This window comes from Mucilaginibacter inviolabilis, from assembly GCF_011089895.1.
Classification (GTDB): domain Bacteria; phylum Bacteroidota; class Bacteroidia; order Sphingobacteriales; family Sphingobacteriaceae; genus Mucilaginibacter; species Mucilaginibacter inviolabilis.
Genome location: NZ_JAANAT010000003.1, coordinates 496,919 through 518,327 on the forward strand (window position 1 = coordinate 496,919; position 21,409 = coordinate 518,327).

The following is a 21,409-nucleotide window of genomic DNA, read 5'->3' on the forward strand; positions in this document are numbered from 1 at the left end:
CGAACCCCGTTCCTCGCAACCCGAACCAGATAAATGAAAGAATGAAAAAAATATACTGCATATTGTTATTACTATTGCTGAGTACAAGCGTGCTTTTTGCTGCCGATATTCATTTTACGGCATCGGCAAGTAAAACAGAAGTGAGTACAACAGAGCAGTTTGAGGTAACTTTTACTGTGAATAATAACGGCGATCGTTTTACGCCGCCTTCATTTACCGGTTTCCTGGTAGTATCAGGTCCTAACATGTCTACCAGTATGGAAGTTATCAATGGCAATGCCTCTTCCAGCATGGCTATTAGCTACGTACTGATTGCGGTAAAAGAAGGTACTTACACTATCGGTCCGGCAACTATTTTTTCGGGCGGGAAACAGTTAAGCACCAAGCCACTGAAAATAAAAGTGGTAAAAGGCAGCCCTTCTCAACAAAATAATGCAGCCGCCGCGGCGGCTGCTGCTCAGTCGCAAAGTACGCCTGATAGCCGGGTTACCGTGAAAAGGCCGGGTACGGATATTAATAAATCATTATTTATCAGGGCTGATGTTGATAAAAGCAATGTATACCAGGGCGAGCAGATCACTTTAACTTACAAGTTGTATACCCGGGTAGCTATTGTAGGCAGCGAACCAGAAAAACTTCCGGATCTGAACGGTTTTTTTAGTCAGGATATCAAAAGCCCGAATCAGAACCCCAATTGGCACGTAGAAACGTACAAAGGGGTAAAATTCAATGTGGCCGATATGAAAAAAAATATCCTGTTCCCCCAACATGCGGGTAACATCACCATTGATCCGATAACTATGCTGTTTGTAATACGTGAGGCAGCCAAAGCAAGCGACGATGATATGTTTGGACAGTTTTTCGGCACCTACAATGATGTCAAATACAGGATCAAAAGCATGCCAACCGTTATTCATGTAAAGCCATTACCTCCGGGAAAACCTGATGGCTTTGGTGGCGCGGTGGGTAAGTTCTCTATCAGTACATCACTGGATAAAAAAGAGCTCAAGGCCAATGATCCGCTCAACTATAGCATTAAAATTTCGGGAACCGGAAACCTGAAACTGTTAAAACCTTTAAGCCCTGTATTCCCTGCCGATTTTGAGAAATACGATCCCAAAACGGAGGACACCATTGCCGAAAAAGAAAGCGGCGAAACAGGCACCCGCATCTATAACTATTTGCTGATACCACGGCATGAGGGCAATTTTAATATCGACCCGGTTAAGTTTTCGTACTTTAACCCGGCTACCGGCAAATATGTGTCGCTGCCAACCGAGGGCTTCAAAATAAAGGTAAACAAGGGCACCCTGGAAAATAATGTGACCGCATTTTCGGGCGCTGATAAACAGGATGTAAAACTATTGAACAAGGATATCCGCTATATTAAAACCAGCGGTGATATCACCAAAAACGGCGAAGGTTTTTACGACTCGAACCTATACTATAGTTTATTGGCTTTTGGTCCGCTTTTGTTTTTAGGCGCGCTGATATACGGTAAATGGTACGAAAAAAATAACAGCGATATTGTAGAGGTAAAAAAGAGGAAAGCCGGTAGAATTGCAGCTAAACACCTGGCCAGTGCGCAGGCGCAGTTAAAAGCCAATAATTCCAAAGCTTTTTATGAAAATGTATTCAGGGGCTTGTATGGTTATTTAAGCGATAAGCTGAATATCGCCGCGGCCGACCTGAACCGCGAAAGGATTGCCTCAGAACTAAAAGCGCGTTCGCTGGATGAAGGACTGATCAACGAACTGCTGGATACGCTTGACTTATGCGATATGGCACGTTATGCGCCGGTATCGGGTATTTCGGAGCAGCAGATGTTCGACAAAGCCAAAAACATGATCAATGACATTGAAGATAAATTGTAGATGTGCGGATATGCAGATTAAAGATGTGCAGATGAAATCACTCTTTAAAGACTTACGAAGTTTTTAAAACTTCGTAAGTCTGACTATTCAACGGCAGATGAAATCAATAATTCAATAAATCACTAATTCAATAATTAATCACCCCGATGAGGCGTATTATATATTTATTATTACTTATCATATCGCCGCTATTGGCTTTCAGCGATGATGCTACATCGGCGCTCTTTAAAAAGGGTAATGCCGAGTATGCCAAAGCTCAGTATAAGGAGGCTATAGCCTCTTACCAGAAACTGGTTGACGGTGGTTATCGCTCGGTTGCGGTTTACTTTAACCTGGGTAATGCCTATTACAAAAACGACGATATCCCATCGGCATTACTGTATTATGAAAAGGCGCACAAGCTTTCACCAGGCGATGAGGACATCCGTATCAACATACAGCTGGCCAATTTAAAAACCACCGACAAGCTGGAAGCCACACCAGAGTTTTTTATTACCAAATGGTGGCACGGGTTTATCCTGGCCTGCTCCTTAGGTACACTGGCTGTACTGAGCGTGTTGTTGATATTGGCCGGAGCGTTGTTATTGATCTTATATCGCTTTACCCAATCGGTAACCGTTAAAAAAGTATCTTTTTACTCGGCTTTAGCGCTGGTGTTTTTAGGACTGGTTTGCATTTTTGTAGCTGGTCGTCAGGCCGATTATTTTGACAGCCATCACGAGGCCATTGTTTTCAGTGGTTCGGTAACCATTAAAAGTGCACCAACGCTGAAGTCGAAAGATTTGTTTGTACTGCATGATGGCACCAAGGTTGATATCCTGGAGCATAATAACGATTGGGTAAAGATCAGGCTATCTAACGGAAACGAAGGTTGGATAACTGCTACGGATATCAGGGAAATATAAGGTGGTGGTTAGCTTATAGTTCATAGAAGCTAGAATCAAGGCTATCTATAAAACGACATAGCTATGTCGCTATAATTCATGAACTATAGACTATGAACCATGAACTATGATCCATGAACCATTAATTCATTAACTATAAACAGCAAACGTTTTCTCGCCTACTTCCAGTAAATTCAGCACATCTTCTTGAGTGCCGGTAAATGGTCCGGATGATTCTATTTTAAAGCTGGCCATGGCTGCTGCAAACTCGCCGGCTTCCTGGAACGATGCCCCTTTAATGCGCTGGTATAAATAGCCGGCCATGTAGGTATCGCCGCAGCCGGTAGCATCAACAACCGCTGTTGGGGTGTAAGCAGGCACGTTGTAAAAAAGACCACCGGCATAAATTACAGAACCCATGCTGCCCAGGGTAATCACTACTTCTTTAACACCCCAATCGGCCAGTACAAATGCACCTTTTTTGATATCGGTAAGTCCGGTAAGGGCTTCCAGTTCGTGCTCATTAACCTTTAAAATATCAATGTATTGCAGGGCTTCTTTTTTGGCTGGCCAATCAACGGGGATCACATTTTTATCTTCCACCTTGCGTAAATATCCTTGTGCGTCCAATGATACCCTGCCGCGACTGCTCAGTTCCTTGATAAGACTAACCGGGATATCATCGGCCAAAAGCGGACCTAAGTGAAATATCTGTGCGTCAATTCCCTGCAGTTGTTCGACAGTAAAAGGATCGGCTTTCTGGAGCACGCGCTGGGTGCGGTGATCCTGGTTGCCGGAGTAAATATTTTCGAAGTATACGGTATGGGCGCAGGTTGATGCATGTACTTCGGTACCCTTGGCACGTAAAGCCTCAACAGTAGGCATTTCACTTTCGGCAAGCGAGGTTACCAAAGTATAGCTTACATCCATATTACGGATGGCGCTTGAAAAATAAAAAGATGTACCACCGGCCATATGTTTAACCGCTTGTGGCGTCACCACTTTATCTAACGTAATATGCCCTATGCAACAAATATCGTACATGAAATTCCCCCCTTATTAACCAATGCCCCTGCTTTTTATATTCGGAGCAAACCGCAAAGGTAGGTAATAAGATGGTTTATTAAATGTATAATGCTGGTTACATGCAAAAAAATGACATATAATGGGTAGTGGCTGTTGATGCAGAAGGAAATCAATGCGTTTTTTTCCAGGAGACCATGGCTTCTTTAAAGCCCGATTCATAATCGTCTATTGTTTTCTTTTTGATAGCAGGCCACTCATTTGTGGGTTTGCTTAGCGGTTCGTTACCAGCTTTATTGGCAAAGGCAGAATTCATGGCGCCCATGCCCGTTAAATTTATCCAGCGCTGATCATATTTTTCTTCATTTGATCGTTCAAATGCGATTACCCTGGAAATTGCCTTCCCCAGATCATCCAGATGCGCAAAGGCGTATTGATTAATATCGGGGCCAAATGTTTGGTTGTACTGTGCCGCGGATGCCGATTTATCGGCACAGCGGTTAACATCATATCTTGCCCTTAACTGGGCCAGATAAAACCAAAAGATAGCGTCGTTGAATTTGCCCGAGGTAAAAAGCGCTTTTGATAAAGCATATAAAACAGGCGGATCATAGGTATTGGGCGATTTTATAATGGAATCGATAAGTTTTGATTGGGTTGGATTTTTAGGGTTTAGCACCGACGACATGATTCTGATATCATTTTTGGTGTCGATTTTGCTATACGCGCCTTTGGGTTTCACGGTATGGTTTGTAACGTTTTGTGCCCTGGTTACAAATACAGGCAGGATGAGGAGCAAGATTACAGCTGTTTTTTTCATGGCAGACAATGAATAAAGGTTTATCTATATAATCGGTTATCGATAAAGGAGATGTGCTGCTGCCCCTGGTTTTGAAAAAATAAATATAGAACTATTTTCCAAAATATAATACCAATTTCGTCATAGCCAGGGAGGAATGAAAATTACTCCACTCAATTACTTCTTTTTCAATATCTTTAATTTTAACCTTAAAACGCATCAAATGAAAGCAAAAACAATTTTACTGCTCCTGTTTTTGGGTCTTTCTGTTAGTTGCCTGCAAGCACAAACTACAGATATGCCCAAAGTAAAAAAAAGCATGATCAAAGTTACCGTCCTTTACCCTAACGGCGATGGGAAAACCTTTGATATGGATTATTATACTAAACATCACATGCCACTGATGGCTAAATTTTTTAACCTGAAAATTTACGCTATTGATAAAGGCATATCAAGTGGAACGCCCGATAAACCGGTTCCGTTCCTGGCCATAGGCTATCTATATTTTGATAAGCTTTCTGATTATGAAACCGCCCTTGCAAAGCATCTGGACGAGATAAGGGCCGATTTTCCGAAATATACCAATATTACACCTCTTGTCCAGATCAGCGAGGTAGTTCAATGATCAATATGGAATAATATTCGCTAAAAATTGCGTATATTTGTATGTATAAACAGCCCGGTTTTCCGCTCAAAAAGGAAAGCCGGGCTGTTTTGTTAAGAGAAAATAGAGACTAAAAATTACTCGTTTAAGAGTTAATTATATGATAATCAGAAAATTAATACTTTTTAAACCTTTCAAAACCCATCGAAAATTTGTTAAAAAGTGTTAAAATCGATGGTTTTGAACCAATTTTCGAACGTTTTTGGGCCATTTTTACCCTGTTTTTGATCAGAAAAGTGTTAAAATTCAGCTTTAAAAAGTTTTTCAGGTAACCTGCAGGTTTCTTAAAGAACAGCCAATAAAGTTACCCCGCTCATCACAATCATCAGGGCATCTTCTACAATAGTAACAGTGCTCATGGGCAGATTAAAAACGGCACCAAGACAAGCGCATTGAATTTTGCGTTTGTTCAGCACACTTTGCAGCACGCCGATCAAACTTACGGTCATCACCACAAAGGTGATTGCATTTACGGCAAAAGGCTGCACATCCAGCGCGAAGGCTATGCCTAGTCCCAGTTCAACAAAAGCGTATATATATCCCCATGCTTTGAAGCGTTTGGCTACAATATCATACATGGAGTAACTATCGGCAAAGCCCTGCAGGTTAAGTAGTTTGAAAAAAGAAAAGGTGAGGAAAAATCCGCTCATAAACACGCGCATGGCAGTCATGGTCATAAAGCCATGCTCCATATAGCCTGCTATAATAGCTATGGTTAAAATATAGCCGAAAATAAGTAAAATGGGCTTGTAGGTGGCCAGCCAGGTGCGATTCTCGTCGACCATATCCATAGTCATGGCCTGGTGAGTATGTTGTACTTCGCTAAGCTGATACTTGGGATAGTCTTTTAAGGCATTTTGCAGTGCGGTTGTTGGGATATGCTGCGCCATGGTGATATCCGCAGTGCCTTCGGCAAGGGAAATATCTACCTTTTGCACATCTTTGATCTGCGATAGCAGGGTTTGTACTTTATTTTGACAGCCGCCGCAGGTCATGCCGGTTATTTGATAAGTATGTGTCATGATTTATAATTAAATTGATAACACAAATTTACCTACAGCACAGCCGGTAAGCCTTACAGAATTATGGATGGTTGTTATAAGATTTTTATTGGGATGGAGCCCGTTTATACATCGTCGATATTTTTGCGAGCGTGCTTTTGCAAACCCTTGAATTGCGAAGGCGTCATCCCGGTTACCTGCTTAAACTGGGCCGAAAGATGCGCTACACTGCTATAGCCTAATTGATAGGAGATCTCTGACAGGCTCAGCTCGTTATAAATGAGGAGCTCTTTTACTCTTTCAATTTTTTGGGCGATGTGATATTTTTCGATGGTGGTGCCTTCTACAGAGGAAAACAGATTGCTGAGGTAACTATAATCGTGATGCAAATGATCGGTCAGTATGGCCGAAAGTTTTAAAGTATTGGCCGTATCAGTATGATGCACCAGTTTAATGATCTCAGTTTTTATTTGCTCTATTAGTCGGCTTTTCTGGTTATCTATCAGTTCAAAACCCAACGCTGTGAGGGATTTTTCCAGTTCCTTGATTTGTTGTGTCCCTGGGTTTTCTTTCAGTGCTACTTCGCCAAGTTCCACGCTTAAAGGTTCCAGACCGGCTTTTTCCAGTTCGGTTTGTACCGCCATTTTGCAGCGGTTGCATACCATGTTTTTGATGTACAGTTTCACAGGATCATTCATGTGCTGTAAAGCTATATATAAATCCGTAATGCAGCAAAAGCCCCTGTATGCACAGGGGCTTTGTTAAGCCAAACTAATCAAAAAGCTCCCCCTTTAGGGGAGGCTATTCTTCAGCAGCTAAAACCTTATTACCGGGGCTTAATAGCCTGGCACTTTCGACCAGTTTAATAAACTCGGCGCGATAGCCTTCGCTGTCATCACCTTTGGCGGCCCGGGCCATTTTGATAGCCTGATCATAGCTGGAATGTTGTTTGAATTGCGAATCGCGCAGCAGCATACCAAACTCGGCTACAGCAGCGGCAAACCGGAAATCGGTTGAGGTGGCATTTAAGGCTACCGGTTTGTCATACACTTCCACATGGCTCATTTTACTTACCGAAGAGGTGGGTTGTTTGTACCGGAACTTGATAGTCAGCATCTCATCAGATGAACTGTTATAAGCCACAGGCTTTGGTTTTTGATATTTAAGGGGATCAACGCTGCCCGAATAGTCGTCTTTTACACCGGCGGGCACTATCTCATAAAAGGCGGTTACGGTATGACCAGATCCCATATCCCCGGCATCTTTTTTATCGTTGTTAAAATCCTCCTTGTTGAGGGCTCGGTTTTCGTAACCTAATAAACGGTAGGCTTGTACTTTGCCTGGATTAAATTCTACCTGTAGTTTTACGTCTTTGGCAATGGTGAAAAGGGTGCCACCAAACTCGCTGATGAGTGTTTTGCGGGCCTCAGTAATATTATCTATATAGGCGTAGTTGCCATTGCCTTTATCGGCCAGGGTTTCCATTTTACTGTCTTTGTAATTACCCATACCAAAGCCTAAAACGGATAAGGATATACCGCTTTCCCGTTCTTTCTCAATCAGCTTTTCCATGTCGTCATCGCTGGATGCGCCTACGTTAAAGTCGCCATCGGTAGCTAGCATAACGCGGTTATTGCCGCCTTTCATAAAGTTTTCCATGGCAATTTTGTAAGCCAGCTTAATTCCTGCGCCTCCTGCGGTGGAACCACCTGCCTGCAGGTTATCAATAGCGTTGTTAATGGTGGTCTTTTTATTGCCCGACGTGGCCGGTAATACTACACCCGCAGCACCGGCATATACCACAATGGCTACCCTATCCTGCGGGCGTAGCTGGTTAACCAGCATTTTTAGGGATGATTGTACCCGCGGTAATTTATTAGGCTCATACATGGATCCTGACACATCAATTAAAAATACCAGGTTTGATGCAGGCAGCTTATCATTAGCGATGGTTTTGGCCTTTAAGCCGATACGCAACAAACGGTGATTAGCATTCCATGGCGCGGTGGAAAGTTCGGTGTGTATGGCAACAGGCTCATTATTGGTTGGCCCGGCCAGGTTGTAATGAAAGTAGTTGATCATTTCTTCGATCCGCACCGCATCAGCAGGTGGCAGCTGACCGTTGTTGATAAAGCGCCTTATATTGCTGTACGAAGCCGCGTCAACATCAACAGAAAAAGTGGATAAAGGCTCACTTTCAACGGTTTTAAAGCCATTTTCATTGATGCCTTTATAGCTTTCGTTGTCAGCAACCGGAGATGGCATGATTTGTATTTGGCTCATCTGAACAGACTTGTTATAATGCCTCGCGTTTTTGCCGGCGACGATCCCGGTTACTGGTGCTGAGTACATTTGGTCTGTCTGCGGTGCGCTGACAGTAGCAACTGCCCCGGTTATCTCTTTTTTATGCTGTATACCATAGCCAGTTACCACTACTTCGTTTAAGGCTTGATTTGATGCTTTCAGATGAACATCCAGCGTATTGCTTTTGCCAATTTTTACCGTTTGCGATTCAAAACCTATAAAGCTAAATGTAAGGGTGTTTTTACCTGCGGGTATATCAATGGCATAATGACCTTGAGCATCGGTCTGTGTGCCCTGATTGGCGCCTGTAATAGATACTTGTGTGCCGGGCAAGGCCTGGTTTTTGCCGTCATAAACCGTTCCGCTGATGTGGCGGTCGTTGGCAGGCTTAAACCCGGTTAGGCCTGCGAATATTAAAATGAATAGTAGCTGTTTCATAACCTTGTTGTTTTTAATAAGGATGTAACAGCAGCTTAATTTCCATAAACGGTTTAAAAAATTTATTTTGGCGGTGTTTAATGACCAATTTTATCAAACCAAATAAACTAAGTTCATCAACTGATGCCGAACTGTTAGCTGTTTACCGTAATAACGGTGATCTTGCGGTTTTAGGGCAGCTGTATGAAAGGTATATGCCCCTGGTTTATGGCGTTTGCTTAAAATACCTCAAAGATGAAGAGCAGGCTAAAGATGCCGTAATGGGCATATTTGAAGAGTTGGTGGTTAAGGTGAAGCAGCATGATATAGCCATATTCAGGAGCTGGCTGTATGTATTGGGGCGCAATTATTGCTTGATGCAGTTGAGGAGCGGTAAAAAATTAGAAGTAGTTGCTTTGGACGATGTTATGGAATTTACACCTCTTTTGCATCCTGATGATAATAACCGCGAAGAAGCCTATAAAGCTTTAGAGCGTTGTATTGATAAACTAACCGGGGCGCAGCAACAAAGCATCGATCTGTTTTATTTAAAAGAGAAGTGCTATAAAGAAGTAGCCGATATAACCGGATTTAGTTTAAATGAAGTAAAAAGTTACATACAAAACGGCAAACGGAATTTGAGAATTTGCCTGGAGAAGAATAGTGAGCAATAAAAAAGCCGACATATCGCAGATCAGGAAGTACCTTAACGGGGAGCTTAATGCTAAGGCTATGCACCAGTTGGAGCACGATGCCCTTGACGATCCGTTTTTGATGGATGCTCTGGAAGGCTATGAAATGAGCGGAAAAGATGCGCAAGGAAACCTGAACGAATTAGCCGGACGCCTGCAGCAACGCACTACCGAAAAAAAAGGTAGGGTTATTTCATGGAAGGTATGGTCAATAGCGGCATCTGTTTTAGTAGTATTAACTATTGGTGGATTATGGCTCAAAAACTCATCCACTACAACTGAAAAAGAAAGAGTAGCGGATGTTGTACAAACCCCGCAGGTTAATAAAACACAGGTTGTACCACCTATAGATACTGTAATAGCACCTGTGCCTCCTGCAACTCACCCTGATGCATTGATAGCCCAAAACGTAAAACCAGCACCTGTAGTGAAAGAGGCCATCAAACACTCTGTTGTCAAACCAAGCGATAATGCCGTTTATCAACAGGAGATATCTGCAACTGATAATAAACAAGCTGCAGCAGCACCTGTAACTGATCATTCCTTTGATAAAGCGAAGCAGCCGAATCCTCCGGTGGTTTTGCGGGAAATTATAATAGGAGCCAATAAACCCGATAATACTCAACAGTTAAGCGAGGCTGTGGTGATGGGCTATACTTCGCAAAGTAAAAAAGATAGTGTGGATAACGCGATCGCTATGAGAAGAGAAAAGACCGCAAGATATTCGGCATCATCTATATTACCTGGGAAAGTAGATGGCTTAACTGTGATCCCGGCCGATCCAAAATCACAGGCCGAAGCCAGCCGGATAACGGGTATTATTATTTCGAAGGGTGATGGTTCGCCAGTAATTGGGGCAGCTATACGTATCAAAGGAACCAATAAGTCAACCGTAACGGATACCAATGGTAAGTTTGCACTTCCGGCTTCGCCAGCAAACAATAAGAATGAGACTCTGGATATTGCATCCATTGGTTTTGAGCGCAAACAAGTAAGCGCAAAAGTAGGTGATAGCTTAAAGGTTGAACTTAAAAATGCTTCTAATTCGCTTAACGAGGTTGTGGTAACAGGTTATGGCAGTAAGAAGGATGACGATGCCACTGAACCTACGGTGCAAAATGCGCATCCGCAAAATAACTGGAGCGGATTTAAAAAATATCTTCAAAGCAATGCGGTTTTACCCGATGGCACCATAGGCAATGTAAACGTAAGTTTCACGGTAGAAGCTGATGGATCATTGAGTGATTTTAAGATCAAAAAAAGCCTGAATGCTATAGCTGATCAAAAAGCCATCGACCTGATCAAGAATGGCCCTTCATGGATTGGGAATAATAATCATAAAGCTGAAACGGTTACTGTGAAGGTGAAATTTCAGAAGCAGAAATAGGAACAAAAAAAAGCGATGGGTTTTTCCATCGCTTCTTCCATATATGATAATGCTCTTTATCCGGATCTTTATTGTTTATTCTTATCCGCAAAAGAAAATACTTTCTGTAATAGCGGCGTAGTACGCGCACCCAGATTCTGGCGGATATTTAACTCTTCTTTGGCTATTTCAATAAATAAACCCGAGATAGCTTTTTGAGTGGTGTAATCACTAATATCTGGATTCAGTTTTTTTACAAAGGGAACTTTATTATAGGCCTGTGCGGCATCTGTATAGTACTTAGTGGCGTTAACTTTGTTAAGGCTGCCTTGTATCACCGGTTTAAATTTGGCTGTTAACTGAGCTGTAGTAGCGCGTTGAAAATATTGAGTAGCAGCATCTTGATTGCCCATTAAAATATTGGTTACATCCTGCAGCGTCATATGCTTAATAGCATCCACAAAAATAGGTTTGGCTTGTTTCGCGGCATCTTCGGCAGCACGGTTAAGTGATAGTATCACATTGTCGCACAATTTGCCCATGCCTAAGCTGCGTAACGTTTTTTCGGCCTTTTGCGCTTCTGGCGGGAAAAGTATTTTAACCGCTGCATTGCCAAAAAAGCCATTAACTGCCGATAACTGGTCTGAGCTTTTGCCCGTAGCTACTTCAAGCGCCTGTTTAAGGCCATTGCCTATCTCCAGGTTGGTGGGTATGGTTTGAGGCGGTTGTGCTGCAGCATGTGCAGTCTGGTCGGGCGTGTTGAAGCTGGCTAACGTCATTAATGCCAGCAATCCGGTAATTACTAAAAACTTTGTTCTCATCATGATTAAATTTAGTAAAAAATTGCAGGCAATAAAAAAGTTATCCAAGGAGGTGTATCAATGCAAATACACCACCGGCAATAAGGGCAGATATAGGTATAGTAATGATCCAGGCCCAAATCAGATTAATGGTTACGCCCCAGCGTACCGCCGAAACCCGTTTGGTTAAACCCACACCAATAATAGAACCTGTAATAGTATGCGTGGTTGATACCGGTATACCAAATCTTTCTGTGATGAAAAGGGTAACAGCACCAGCTGTTTCCGCGCTTACACCTTCCAACGGGGTTACCTTAGTGATCTTGGAGCCCATGGTTTTTACAATTTTCCAACCTCCTGACATGGTTCCGGCTGCAATAGCGGTATAACAAGCCAGCGGAATCCACTCGGGCATCGGTGCACCACTTTTAATTACATTGGTGGTAATCAGGGTTACATACAGTATACCCATTACTTTCTGGGCATCATTACCACCGTGTGCAAAGCTTAACGCGGCTGCTGATAAAAGCTGTAGCCTTTTAAACCAGCGTTCGGCAACGGCTGGCCTGGCCCTTTTACAGATATGCAGTATCAAAATGGTAATGAGATAGGCTATAACTAAACCAATGAACGGAGCTAAAACAATATAGGCTATAATGGTGAGCACATAATGCATTTCAATAGCATTTAGTGGGTTGGCATGCATATAAATAGCGTTGGCCATACCAGCACCGGCAAAACCACCAATAAGGGTGTGCGAAGAGCTTGAAGGTATACCAAACCACCAGGTTATTAAATTCCAGGATATAGCGGCAATTAAACCTGCCAGTATCACATGAATAGTTACAAAGTGCTCTAATACAATTTTGGAAACGGTATTGGCCACTTTATGGTCTTTGATAAAAAAGTATGCTGCGAAATTGAATACTGCCGCCATCAGCACCGCCTGAAAAGGTGTTAATACCTTGGTAGATACTATAGTGGCAATGGAGTTGGCTGCATCGTGAAAGCCATTGGTATAATCAAAAATAAGTGCCAGGGCAATTACGACAACAAGTAGGGAGGTAACCATTTAGTGATGATTAAGTATGCTTAAGCGTTTTTAACTAAAATTGATTCCATAACATTTGCCGCGTCTTCGCACATATCGGTAGCGGTTTCAAGCGCGGCAAGTATTTCTTTGTATTTGATGAGGCGGATGGCGTCTTTTTCATACAGGAACAGATCTGCTACGGCGCGGTCAAATACATAATCGGCCTGGTTTTCCACACTGTTTATCCTGATGCAGGAGTCGGCAATGTTGCGTACGTTTCTAAGGTCTTTCAATTCCTTTACAGCTTTTTCCAGGTCGATACTGGCCTGTAATATCAGATCAGACAGTTTGCGGATATGCTCATTAAAGTCGTCTATCTTGTAAAGACTCATACGGTTAGCAGCCCCGTGAATATAATCGGCCACATCATCAATAGCGGTAGCCAGTGCGTGTATATCTTCGCGGTCAAACGGGGTGATAAAGTTTTTACCCAGTTCCAGGTATATCTGGTGGGTAAGTTCATCGCCTTTGTTTTCTAACTTATCTATCTGTTTATAAAGATCTTCCTGTGCAGCAGGATTGTTGGAGTTAACAGCCTCAACCAATACGGTAGCCATGGTAACTACATTGCTTGCCGCCTGCTCAAATAGAGGGAAAAATATTTTCTTGTCCTTGGGTACAAAGTATTGGAATATGCTGTTAAGTGACATAATGCTTTAAATTGGGGTAAAGGTACGTTTGCTTATGTTAATTTAGTGTTAACTTTTTAACACTGGTATATTGGGTAAATGTAAGGTTTGCTTGGCAATTTGCAGGGTGAAGCCAAAGGTTGAACCCAGGCCTTCGGTACTGCGTACATTAATGGTTTGCTGGTGAGCCTCTATAATATGTTTTACAATGGCCAGCCCCAGACCCGAGCCCCCAATTTGTCTTGAACGACTGCTATCGGTGCGATAAAAACGCTCAAATAAACGCGGCAAGAACTTTTCTTCGATGCCGATACCATCATCGGTTACTTCAACTAACACCTGATCATGCAGCACAAAAAGGCTTACAGAAGTGCTGCCTTCTTCCTTACCGTACTTAAAAGAATTGTCAATAAGATTAACCAATACCTGGCGTATTTTTTCCCTGTCGGCATATACCAGGATGCCTTCGTCGTATTTTTGCTTAAATATTAATTTAATATGATACTGCTTGCCTTTGATCTCCAATGATTCAAAAACCTCTTTAATGAGGTCGTTGATCTTGAACTTACTGTAATTGATTGGTATTTCACCCGATTCCAGTTTGGAAATCTCGTCCAGATCCTTGATCAGGTAACTCAGCCGATCCACATTTTTAGAGGCTTTCTCTAAAAACTGACGGGCCATTTCACGATCCTCAAAATCATCATCCTGTAGTGCCTCAATATAACCCTGAATGGCAAAAAGCGGTGTTTTGAACTCGTGCGATATATTGGAAAGAAAATCACGGCGGAATTTTTCCTGTTTACGCAGTTCGTCAATCTCAATCTTTTTCTGTTTGGCCCATTCCTTTACTTCTGATTCTACATCGTTGATAGGGTTGGCGCTTACATGTTCGCCAAGTGCATCACGCAGATCGCGGCCCAGCTTTAAATTGTGGATGAGCTTGTAGATTAATTTAATGCGCGAATAGATGTATTTTTCGATCAGGTAATAGAAAACCACATAGCTGGTAATGAGTGTAGCCAGGAAGGTCACCATAACATCGTACCACTTGTGCTGAAAATAAAAGTTAACGGCCGATAGCGTTATTGCCACGCCCAGAGCGGTTATTAAAACCAGTACACGCAAATTCATATCGTAAAGTTACGATTTGTAGACGATTAACAGCCAGCGGAATGGCCAATGCCATGTTAAATTATAGTTATCAATTCCTGCATTTTTTAATAAAGCAACCAATTCGGCTTTTTTGAAGGCGCGTTTTACGGATAAAGGCCCATCATTACGCGCCATTTTGCTCCGGGTAAAAACATGGGTTATCGCTATAATGGCATAATACAAGAGCCAATGCCGGTGCAGATCCGTAATGATAATGCCTTTGCGTGCCGATGCTTGCATGTTTTTGATAAGCATTATCCATCCTTCATCGTCAAAATGGTGAGTAAACAGACTGCTGATAACGATATCACAGGGCTGGATGCGATCTGTATCCGTGATGACATCGACCTGCACATAATCAATATTTGAAAATGCGGCTGATTCCTGGCGGGCAAAATTAACAGCAGTGGGTGCCGCGTCGATGCCTGTTAAATTGAGCTGCAAGCTGTTTTTAGTACCCCATTTGGCAATGGCAATTAAAGCATCGCCGCCGCCGCAGCCCCAGTCGCTAACAGTGTAACCGGTACGTACAGGGAAGTTTTTCAATGCTTTTATCAGATTTTTATGGCCGCCTAATAAAGCGTTTACCTGACCTAAACCAGCCAATACAGGCTCAATATCGCTGGCTGGTAGGTCAAAATCGTCCATTATTTCGGCGTCGGAAGCGCGTATGGTTAAATCAGGCATATAGTGAATACGTTTGCCTTAGGCGAAAGGTTTGCCGTGTGTTTGACTGATCAAAAAACGGGATACCGGAGGCAGGCCGTTCAAAATATTTAAGGTAAGCGCGGTAGTATTATTATTGCCAAACAAGCGCTGTAATTGCCTGCCCACCCAAAGGCGGCGGGCAAATTCTTTGTTCCAGATACGGGTATAATCAGCTTCGAGCGCCGCGCGTTTATCGGTAGTAAATTTTGTGGACTGATAATGTGCGATGATCTTTTCAGACAGTATTTTGGCCGAATGGATGGCCATCGTCATGCCGTTGCCGCAAAGCGGTGCAATCATACCGGCGGTATCACCGCTCATCAGGACATGATCTTCAACGGGTGCTTTTTTCTCAAAGGAGATCTCGTTGATCACTTCTGGTTTGTCGAGCAAAAACTCAGCCTTGTTAAAAATGTCATCCAGGTAGGGGTTTTTGCGGATTACGTTTTGCTCCAGGCCTTCCAGCGTGCCATATTTGCGAAGATCGTCCCGGTGGGCCATGTAGCACATACAATAACGATCACCATCGGTTTTGCTTACCCCACAGTAGCCATCTTTATAATTGTTGAGCTGGATAAGATCATCCGGAAAATTCATCCGTACGTGAAACTTCACCGCCAGATACGGACTGCGTTTATAAAAGAAAGGACGTTTTAGTTTTTGATCAAGATTGGATCTTTTGCCGAATGAACCTATTACTAATGGTGCACTTAAAGTATTACCGGGTGTAACTACCTCAAAATGCCCGTCAGCAAAACGGATATCCTCTACCCGTGTGCCGGGCATTATGTTTACACCTTCGGCCATGGCCTTGTGGTACAAAAGATTATCAAAAGTGTAACGACTTAAGCCAAAACCGCCCAGATCTAATTTTTGAGAAAGTTTGATACCCGACACCGCGGTTACTTCCAGACGATTGATCCGGGCAACTTTCAGGGGCTCCAGGTCGATGTCTAAAGCGCTCAGAAAGGGGATCACCTCGTTAGAGATATATTCGCCGCATACCCTGTGCATGGGATATGTCTTTTTTTCGATAAGGGTAACCCGAAGACCGGCGCGATTCAATAAAATGGCATTGAATAAACCAGCCAAACCACCGCCAACTATGATTACATCGCTCATGTTTAATGCATTTCGAGTATCATACCCTCCACCGTTAAGCCGGGGCCAAAGGCAAAGCTCATAATCTTTTGTTCCTGGAGGTTTTGGGCGGCCAGCATTTTCTGCAGCACAAATAATATAGTGGCCGACGACATGTTGCCGTACTCCTGCAAGGTTTGATAAGCAAAAGCATTGCTTTCTTCGGGAAGATCCAGGGCTGTTTCAACCGCCTCCAATATCTTGCGGCCGCCCGGGTGTACTGCGTAAGCGGTGATCTGCTCTGCTCCCATTTTTACTTTATGCAGAAAATGATCCATCACGGCTCCAATATGTTTTTTGATCTGTTTGGATACTTTGGAGGTGAGTATCATCTCGAAACCGGTATCGCCCACATGCCAGCCCATATCGTCGCGGGCTTCGGTTACAAATTCGGTATAAAAATTCTTTAAAGAGAAATAAGTTCCTGTGCCCGAACGCTTAGCCGTATTCTCCACCAGAACAGCCGCTGCACCATCGCTGAACAGGGAGTTAGCTACCCAGTTATCAAGGGTGTTTGCTTTTTGAAAATGCAGGGTACAAAGCTCAATGCTTACTATCAGTACTTTGGCTTCGGGGTTGGCCCGGCAAATATAGTCAGATACTTTGAGCGCGTTGATAGCGCCATAGCATCCCATAAAATTAATACAGGTTCGTTCGGTATCGCGGTTAAGCGGTAGTTTTTCCACCAGTTCAATATCAATACCAGGGGCATGCATGCCGGTGCAGCTAACGGTAATGAGGTGGGTAATCTGCGGTAGGATGCTCGTATCAAAACCAGTAAGGCAATTTTGTACCGCTTTAACAGCAATGGATATAGCTTCTTTTTCGTAAACTTTCAGCCGCTCTTTAGTGCCGGGAAATGGCTCCAGATGTGCCGATTGTTTAAAAAAAGTATATTGAGATGGATCACCAACGCCAAAATCCGGAATCACCGAATAGCGATGATCGATGCCGGAGTGGTCATAAATACTTTTCAGTCGGGCAGCATTGGTTGCATCCAGGCCAAACGCGTTCACCATGAAATGGTAAATGTCATTTTGAGCTATTCGATTGTCGGGATTCGCTATCCCAATGGCACTGATGCAACTATCCATCTATATTTTTTTAGTATCAAGTAGTTTATTGGTATCAAGTAGCTAGTATCAAGTATCAAGATTTTTGAATGTTCTATTTTAAATAGAAATCACTTCTGTCTTGATACTAGCTACTTGATACTACTTTCCACATTCACCGTAACCGTAGCTTCGTCGGCCAGCACCATGCTGTTGCCGCCTAAGCCAAAATCCCTGCGGTTTATTTTAAAGTTACCATTAAATGCCGCGGCATTACCCTTTTCGGTATAAGTGAAAGGTACCTCTATCAGTTTTGTTTTGTCTTTTATAGTTACGTTAAAACTGCCGGTATAGTTGTCTCCGTTTTTATGTTTAAATGAAACAGACTTTAGTGTGATCTTTGGATAAGTAGTTATATCAAAATAATCAGCGCTTTTGAGGTGATTATCACGCATCTCGTTATCGGTATTAATGGTGGCGGTTTCTACCGAAGCTACGATACTGCTGCCTGCAAGATCGGCCGGTTTAAACTGTACATCGGCTTGCAAACCGCTAAAAGCGCCGGTACAACTGATCCCCATATTTTTAATTTTAAAAGTAATAGCTGATTTGGTGACTGTTGTTTTAACCTGTGCAAAGCTGTTTGTTATTAAAAAAGCTAAAATGGCGGCGATATAAATTTTTTTCATCATGAATTACGAACGTACTTTCAAACATAACATTTTATAAGGCACCAATTTTTACATTCGTAATTACAAGGCAACCATGTTTACTATTATTACGTTAATGAGGTTATGAAGGGTTGCCTTCGCCATTTAATAATATTTATCACAACCATCTATCTATTAAATAACCGCGCAGCATGAACTTGAAACAGTTAATACCTACCCGCTCGGCATGGGCGCATCTGCGTTTTGTGTTTTCTGTTTTTTTGCTCCCGGTGTATCTGTTTGCTTTTAGCCAGGCACATGACGTTCATTTTTGGCCCGCAGTTTTGGTTTTTTTTATATGGCATTTGCTGGCTTTCCCGGCAAGTAACGGCTATAACAGTTATTTTGACCGCGACGAGGAAAGTATCGCCCTGCTGGCCAAGCCGCCCGAGGTAGATATCAGCTTGTACTATTTTTCGATATTGCTGGAGCTGGTGGCTTTTTTGCTGGGCTTCCTGATCTGCTGGGAATTTGCTTTCGCGGTATTGCTTTATGGCATTATGTCAAAACTGTACAGCCACTCGGCTACGCGGTTAAAAAAGTATCCTATTATTAGTTTTTTAACGGTTTTCTTTTTCCAGGGCGCATTTATTTACTATACTACTTATTCGGCTTTAAGCGGATTAAGTCTATTCAGGCATTGGGATATCGGCTTTACGGTTGCAGGGGCTATATGCTCCTGTCTTATCGGGGCATCTTACCCGCTTACCCAGATCTATCAGCACGCCGAAGATAGCCGTCGTGGCGACCGTACGATCAGCCTGTTGCTGGGTTACAAAGGTTCCTTTATTTTTTCGGGTGTATTGTTTGCCCTGGGGATAGCCCTATCCTACTATTACTGGCATTCGGCAGGCCGGATGCTGCACTTTTACTTTTTCCTGCTTTGCGCATTGCCTATATTTTTGTTTTTTAACTACTGGTTTTATAAAGTTGGCCAGTCGACCAAAAATGCCGACTATAAAAATGCCATGCGCATGAATTTTTTAAGCTCGGCCTGTATGCTTATTTATTTTGGGGTGCTGGCGATATTTGGGTAATATTGAAATAACTCATTGGAATGAAAAAGACCCTTATCGTCATTATATTCATATTACTGAGATATATCGGATTTGCTCAGCATCCTGACAGGGCAATTGATGATAGAATAAAGCACCAGGTTGCAATCCTCCGTAAAGAAGGTGTGGATACCATATGTATTTACCAGGAGTATTGCGTGGGCTGTGAAGTTACTTGGAATAATAAAAGCGACCGGTGTGATTATGATGGCTATTACATTTCGGCTAGGCTATACTGGAAAAAGAATGGGTTAAGCTATATGACAGCCAAAGACAATTGCTTTGATTACAGTACGGCTAAAATTATGGCTGATAGTTTATGGGGATTTTATTTCAGAAATATGAATGAGATCAGAAAGGATACAATCAGGAGCTTTCAATATATAAAAATCGAAAACAATACAACCAAGATCTATACCTCAGCTATTGATCACTCTTTCTGGCAAAATATTACCATGATTGTTAATGATGATATTGTTGAAAAGCATCTTAATGATTATAATTTTGAAAAAGCTGCTGATATTGCGGGTCATCATCTGAATATTAATTACGAATACAACAGGAACACAAGCTCCAAAAAGCTGGAACTCTTTTTAGATTCTTTAACAAAATCACTATCGAAAAGAAAAGTGATTTCGCGGATAAATTGATCCTGTTTGTTTATCAGATGATACTGCCTTTAAAAAGAAGGCGGCAAACTCTTACCGCAGCAGCTCCACGATTCTAAAACTCCACGTGAGCCCTCAACGACAACACATTTACCGGGCCGCGGTCTTTATTATAAGCCGGGTTCAGGATAAACTGGTAATCGGGTGTGAGCCAGACTTTCTTCTGAAAAGCATTTATTTTATAATACAGTTCTGCTATCAACTCGTGGCCGTAATTAAGCTTACCATCACCAATAATAAAACCATAGCCACCGGCAGCCAGGTAATCACGATGTTGGGATGAAAGACCATTAGCTATAAAGGCCAGAGCCAGTTCGTCATCGGGGCGTTTCCATGATGTGCCCTTTAGCGTGCCACCAAAGCTTAGCGAACGGTCGATCTCGGTAAAATACCAGGTTTCGGTTTTACCATCGTTGTAACTTACTTTGGCAAACACACCAAAATCTTTACTCAGGTACTGATCGGCACTAATGCCAAAGCCATATTTATGCTTGCCATAGGTAAGGTTGGTATCTACAACAGGGTTCACCGGGTTTTTAGCCAATGCCTCGCTGTAAATACCCATTTTGCCATTATTCCGGAAACCTAGTACCCGCACAGTACCCTTGTTGCCATTGATGGTGTAACGGCGCTCATATTCCATTGTTTGGGTATTGGCATGCCCTATTTTGGCATCCCAGATGGCTCCATTAGCGGTAGTGGTTGACATGGTGAAGGCAAAGCGGAGCGTCCAGTTGGGTTGCCCGAGCTCAAAATGACTGCCTAAAACATAGCCGCGCGTATTGGCCGGGTAATCCCAGGCACCATTATCCATTAAAGCCCAGTTCATAAATTGGGTTCGTGGATCATGGCTGAATTCGTTACCATCATAAAAATCGGCCATACCAAATTTACCGATGGTAAAGGTGAAGTATCGTTTGCTTTTTAAGCCGGCTAATTGATTATTATCATCGGTGAGGGTATCTTTTTCTTTACCCCATTCAAAGTTTTGGGTAAAATACAAACGGGCTATGTAAATTTTAGGTTCCGTAGCGCCTACCCTAAAAGTTTCCCCATTTGGAAAGCCGGCTACACCCAGTGTTTTACTCAAACCAGCCCCTCCGGATAGTTCCGGATTGAAAACAGCCTGCGCCCCTTTCCATAACCTGGCCGCACCAAAAAGTGTGGTAGTAATGGAGCTTTGTGTTTCTGATTTGGTGAGTAAGCTGTTAGTGCCGGTATAGGGGGCGCCAAATGATGGCTTGTATTGGGTAATAATAGTTTGTTGGAAATGGAGATTAAAACGCTGTTGTTTCAGGGTATCCTGGGCAAATACAAATAGGGTAAAGTTCAGCAGGAGAGTAGTTAGCAGTATCGTTTTTTTCATCAACCTCAA

Annotated in this window: 21 protein-coding genes; 7 read left to right on the plus strand and 14 right to left on the minus strand. The window is 42.7% G+C overall.

Translation table 11 applies throughout. The features are described 5' to 3' along the window. Positions 1-41 precede the first annotated feature (41 nt). Positions 42-1,874 (plus strand): BatD family protein, encoded by a 1,833-nt coding sequence (locus G7092_RS22135; protein WP_166092646.1) that lies wholly within the window; start codon positions 42-44, stop codon positions 1,872-1,874. A 146-nt stretch (positions 1,875-2,020) separates the two neighbouring features. Continuing rightward, the gene (locus tag G7092_RS22140) at positions 2,021-2,779 is read left to right on the plus strand and encodes a tetratricopeptide repeat protein (protein WP_166092648.1); all 759 of its coding nucleotides are present in this window, start codon (positions 2,021-2,023) and stop codon (positions 2,777-2,779) included. A gap of 129 nt (positions 2,780-2,908) precedes the next feature. On the opposite strand, the gene G7092_RS22145 is transcribed toward G7092_RS22140, so the two are convergent. Together G7092_RS22145 and G7092_RS22150 are read right to left on the minus strand one after the other, a co-directional pair. Further along, the gene (locus G7092_RS22145; protein ID WP_166092651.1) at positions 2,909-3,802 is read right to left on the minus strand and encodes a PfkB family carbohydrate kinase; all 894 of its coding nucleotides are present in this window, start codon (positions 3,800-3,802) and stop codon (positions 2,909-2,911) included. A gap of 151 nt (positions 3,803-3,953) precedes the next feature. Then, the gene (locus G7092_RS22150; protein ID WP_166092653.1) at positions 3,954-4,601 is read right to left on the minus strand and encodes a hypothetical protein; all 648 of its coding nucleotides are present in this window, start codon (positions 4,599-4,601) and stop codon (positions 3,954-3,956) included. Positions 4,602-4,803: 202 nt separating this feature from the next. Here G7092_RS22150 and G7092_RS22155 point away from each other — a divergent pair, with 202 nt between their 5' ends. Then, positions 4,804-5,205 carry an EthD family reductase gene (locus tag G7092_RS22155; RefSeq protein ID WP_166092655.1) on the plus strand — a complete coding sequence of 134 codons (402 nt, stop codon included), beginning with the start codon at positions 4,804-4,806 and terminating at the stop codon, positions 5,203-5,205. Positions 5,206-5,528: 323 nt separating this feature from the next. Here G7092_RS22155 and G7092_RS22160 read toward each other — a convergent pair whose 3' ends face one another. The 3 genes from G7092_RS22160 to G7092_RS22170 all read right to left on the minus strand — a co-directional run bounded on the left by G7092_RS22160 (position 5,529) and on the right by G7092_RS22170 (position 8,987). Further along, positions 5,529-6,266, minus strand: coding sequence for a heavy-metal-associated domain-containing protein (locus G7092_RS22160; RefSeq protein WP_166092658.1), 738 nt, complete (start codon positions 6,264-6,266; stop codon positions 5,529-5,531). Positions 6,267-6,370: 104 nt separating this feature from the next. After that, positions 6,371-6,943: a helix-turn-helix domain-containing protein gene (locus G7092_RS22165; protein ID WP_166092660.1), complete on the minus strand. Its 573-nt coding sequence runs from the start codon at positions 6,941-6,943 to the stop codon at positions 6,371-6,373. Positions 6,944-7,046: 103 nt separating this feature from the next. Next, positions 7,047-8,987: a vWA domain-containing protein gene (locus G7092_RS22170; protein ID WP_166092663.1), complete on the minus strand. Its 1,941-nt coding sequence runs from the start codon at positions 8,985-8,987 to the stop codon at positions 7,047-7,049. 80 nt (positions 8,988-9,067) lie between these two features. On the opposite strand from G7092_RS22170, the gene G7092_RS22175 reads away from it, so the two are divergent. Beyond that, entirely contained in the window at positions 9,068-9,640 is a 573-nt protein-coding gene (locus G7092_RS22175) for an RNA polymerase sigma factor (protein ID WP_166092665.1), read from the plus strand. Next, a complete protein-coding gene (locus tag G7092_RS30915) occupies positions 9,630-11,045 on the plus strand; it encodes an energy transducer TonB (RefSeq protein WP_166092667.1) in 1,416 nt (471 codons plus the stop codon). The genes G7092_RS22175 and G7092_RS30915 overlap by 11 nt, the downstream gene beginning before the upstream one ends. Positions 11,046-11,113: 68 nt before the next feature. Here G7092_RS30915 and G7092_RS22185 read toward each other — a convergent pair whose 3' ends face one another. The 8 genes from G7092_RS22185 to G7092_RS22220 all read right to left on the minus strand — a co-directional run bounded on the left by G7092_RS22185 (position 11,114) and on the right by G7092_RS22220 (position 18,293). Then, positions 11,114-11,848, minus strand: coding sequence for a DUF4197 domain-containing protein (locus G7092_RS22185; RefSeq protein WP_166092669.1), 735 nt, complete (start codon positions 11,846-11,848; stop codon positions 11,114-11,116). Positions 11,849-11,885: 37 nt separating this feature from the next. Then, positions 11,886-12,896, minus strand: a complete 1,011-nt coding sequence (locus G7092_RS22190) for an inorganic phosphate transporter (protein WP_166092672.1) — start codon at positions 12,894-12,896, stop codon at positions 11,886-11,888. Between the two features lie 20 nt (positions 12,897-12,916). Next, positions 12,917-13,567 (minus strand): DUF47 domain-containing protein, encoded by a 651-nt coding sequence (locus G7092_RS22195; protein WP_166092675.1) that lies wholly within the window; start codon positions 13,565-13,567, stop codon positions 12,917-12,919. A gap of 48 nt (positions 13,568-13,615) precedes the next feature. Beyond that, positions 13,616-14,680, minus strand: coding sequence for a sensor histidine kinase (locus G7092_RS22200; protein WP_166092678.1), 1,065 nt, complete (start codon positions 14,678-14,680; stop codon positions 13,616-13,618). Between the two features lie 9 nt (positions 14,681-14,689). After that, a complete protein-coding gene (locus G7092_RS22205) occupies positions 14,690-15,388 on the minus strand; it encodes a methyltransferase domain-containing protein (RefSeq protein WP_166092680.1) in 699 nt (232 codons plus the stop codon). Positions 15,389-15,406: 18 nt separating this feature from the next. Continuing rightward, positions 15,407-16,531 carry an NAD(P)/FAD-dependent oxidoreductase gene (locus tag G7092_RS22210; RefSeq protein ID WP_166092682.1) on the minus strand — a complete coding sequence of 375 codons (1,125 nt, stop codon included), beginning with the start codon at positions 16,529-16,531 and terminating at the stop codon, positions 15,407-15,409. Positions 16,532-16,533: 2 nt separating this feature from the next. Next, entirely contained in the window at positions 16,534-17,643 is a 1,110-nt protein-coding gene (locus G7092_RS22215; protein WP_166092684.1) for a type III polyketide synthase, read from the minus strand. A 110-nt stretch (positions 17,644-17,753) separates the two neighbouring features. Further along, the gene (locus tag G7092_RS22220; RefSeq protein ID WP_166092687.1) at positions 17,754-18,293 is read right to left on the minus strand and encodes a YceI family protein; all 540 of its coding nucleotides are present in this window, start codon (positions 18,291-18,293) and stop codon (positions 17,754-17,756) included. A 170-nt stretch (positions 18,294-18,463) separates the two neighbouring features. Between G7092_RS22220 and G7092_RS22225 the strand changes: the two genes are divergently transcribed. Beyond that, the gene (locus tag G7092_RS22225) at positions 18,464-19,348 is read left to right on the plus strand and encodes a UbiA family prenyltransferase (protein WP_166092689.1); all 885 of its coding nucleotides are present in this window, start codon (positions 18,464-18,466) and stop codon (positions 19,346-19,348) included. A gap of 20 nt (positions 19,349-19,368) precedes the next feature. Continuing rightward, on the plus strand, positions 19,369-20,016 hold the full coding sequence (locus G7092_RS22230) for a hypothetical protein (protein ID WP_166092691.1): 648 nt from the start codon (positions 19,369-19,371) through the stop codon (positions 20,014-20,016). Positions 20,017-20,089: 73 nt separating this feature from the next. Here the strand turns inward: G7092_RS22230 and G7092_RS22235 are convergent, their stop codons facing one another. Further along, on the minus strand, positions 20,090-21,400 hold the full coding sequence (locus G7092_RS22235; RefSeq protein WP_166092693.1) for a carbohydrate porin: 1,311 nt from the start codon (positions 21,398-21,400) through the stop codon (positions 20,090-20,092). Positions 21,401-21,409 lie beyond the last annotated feature (9 nt).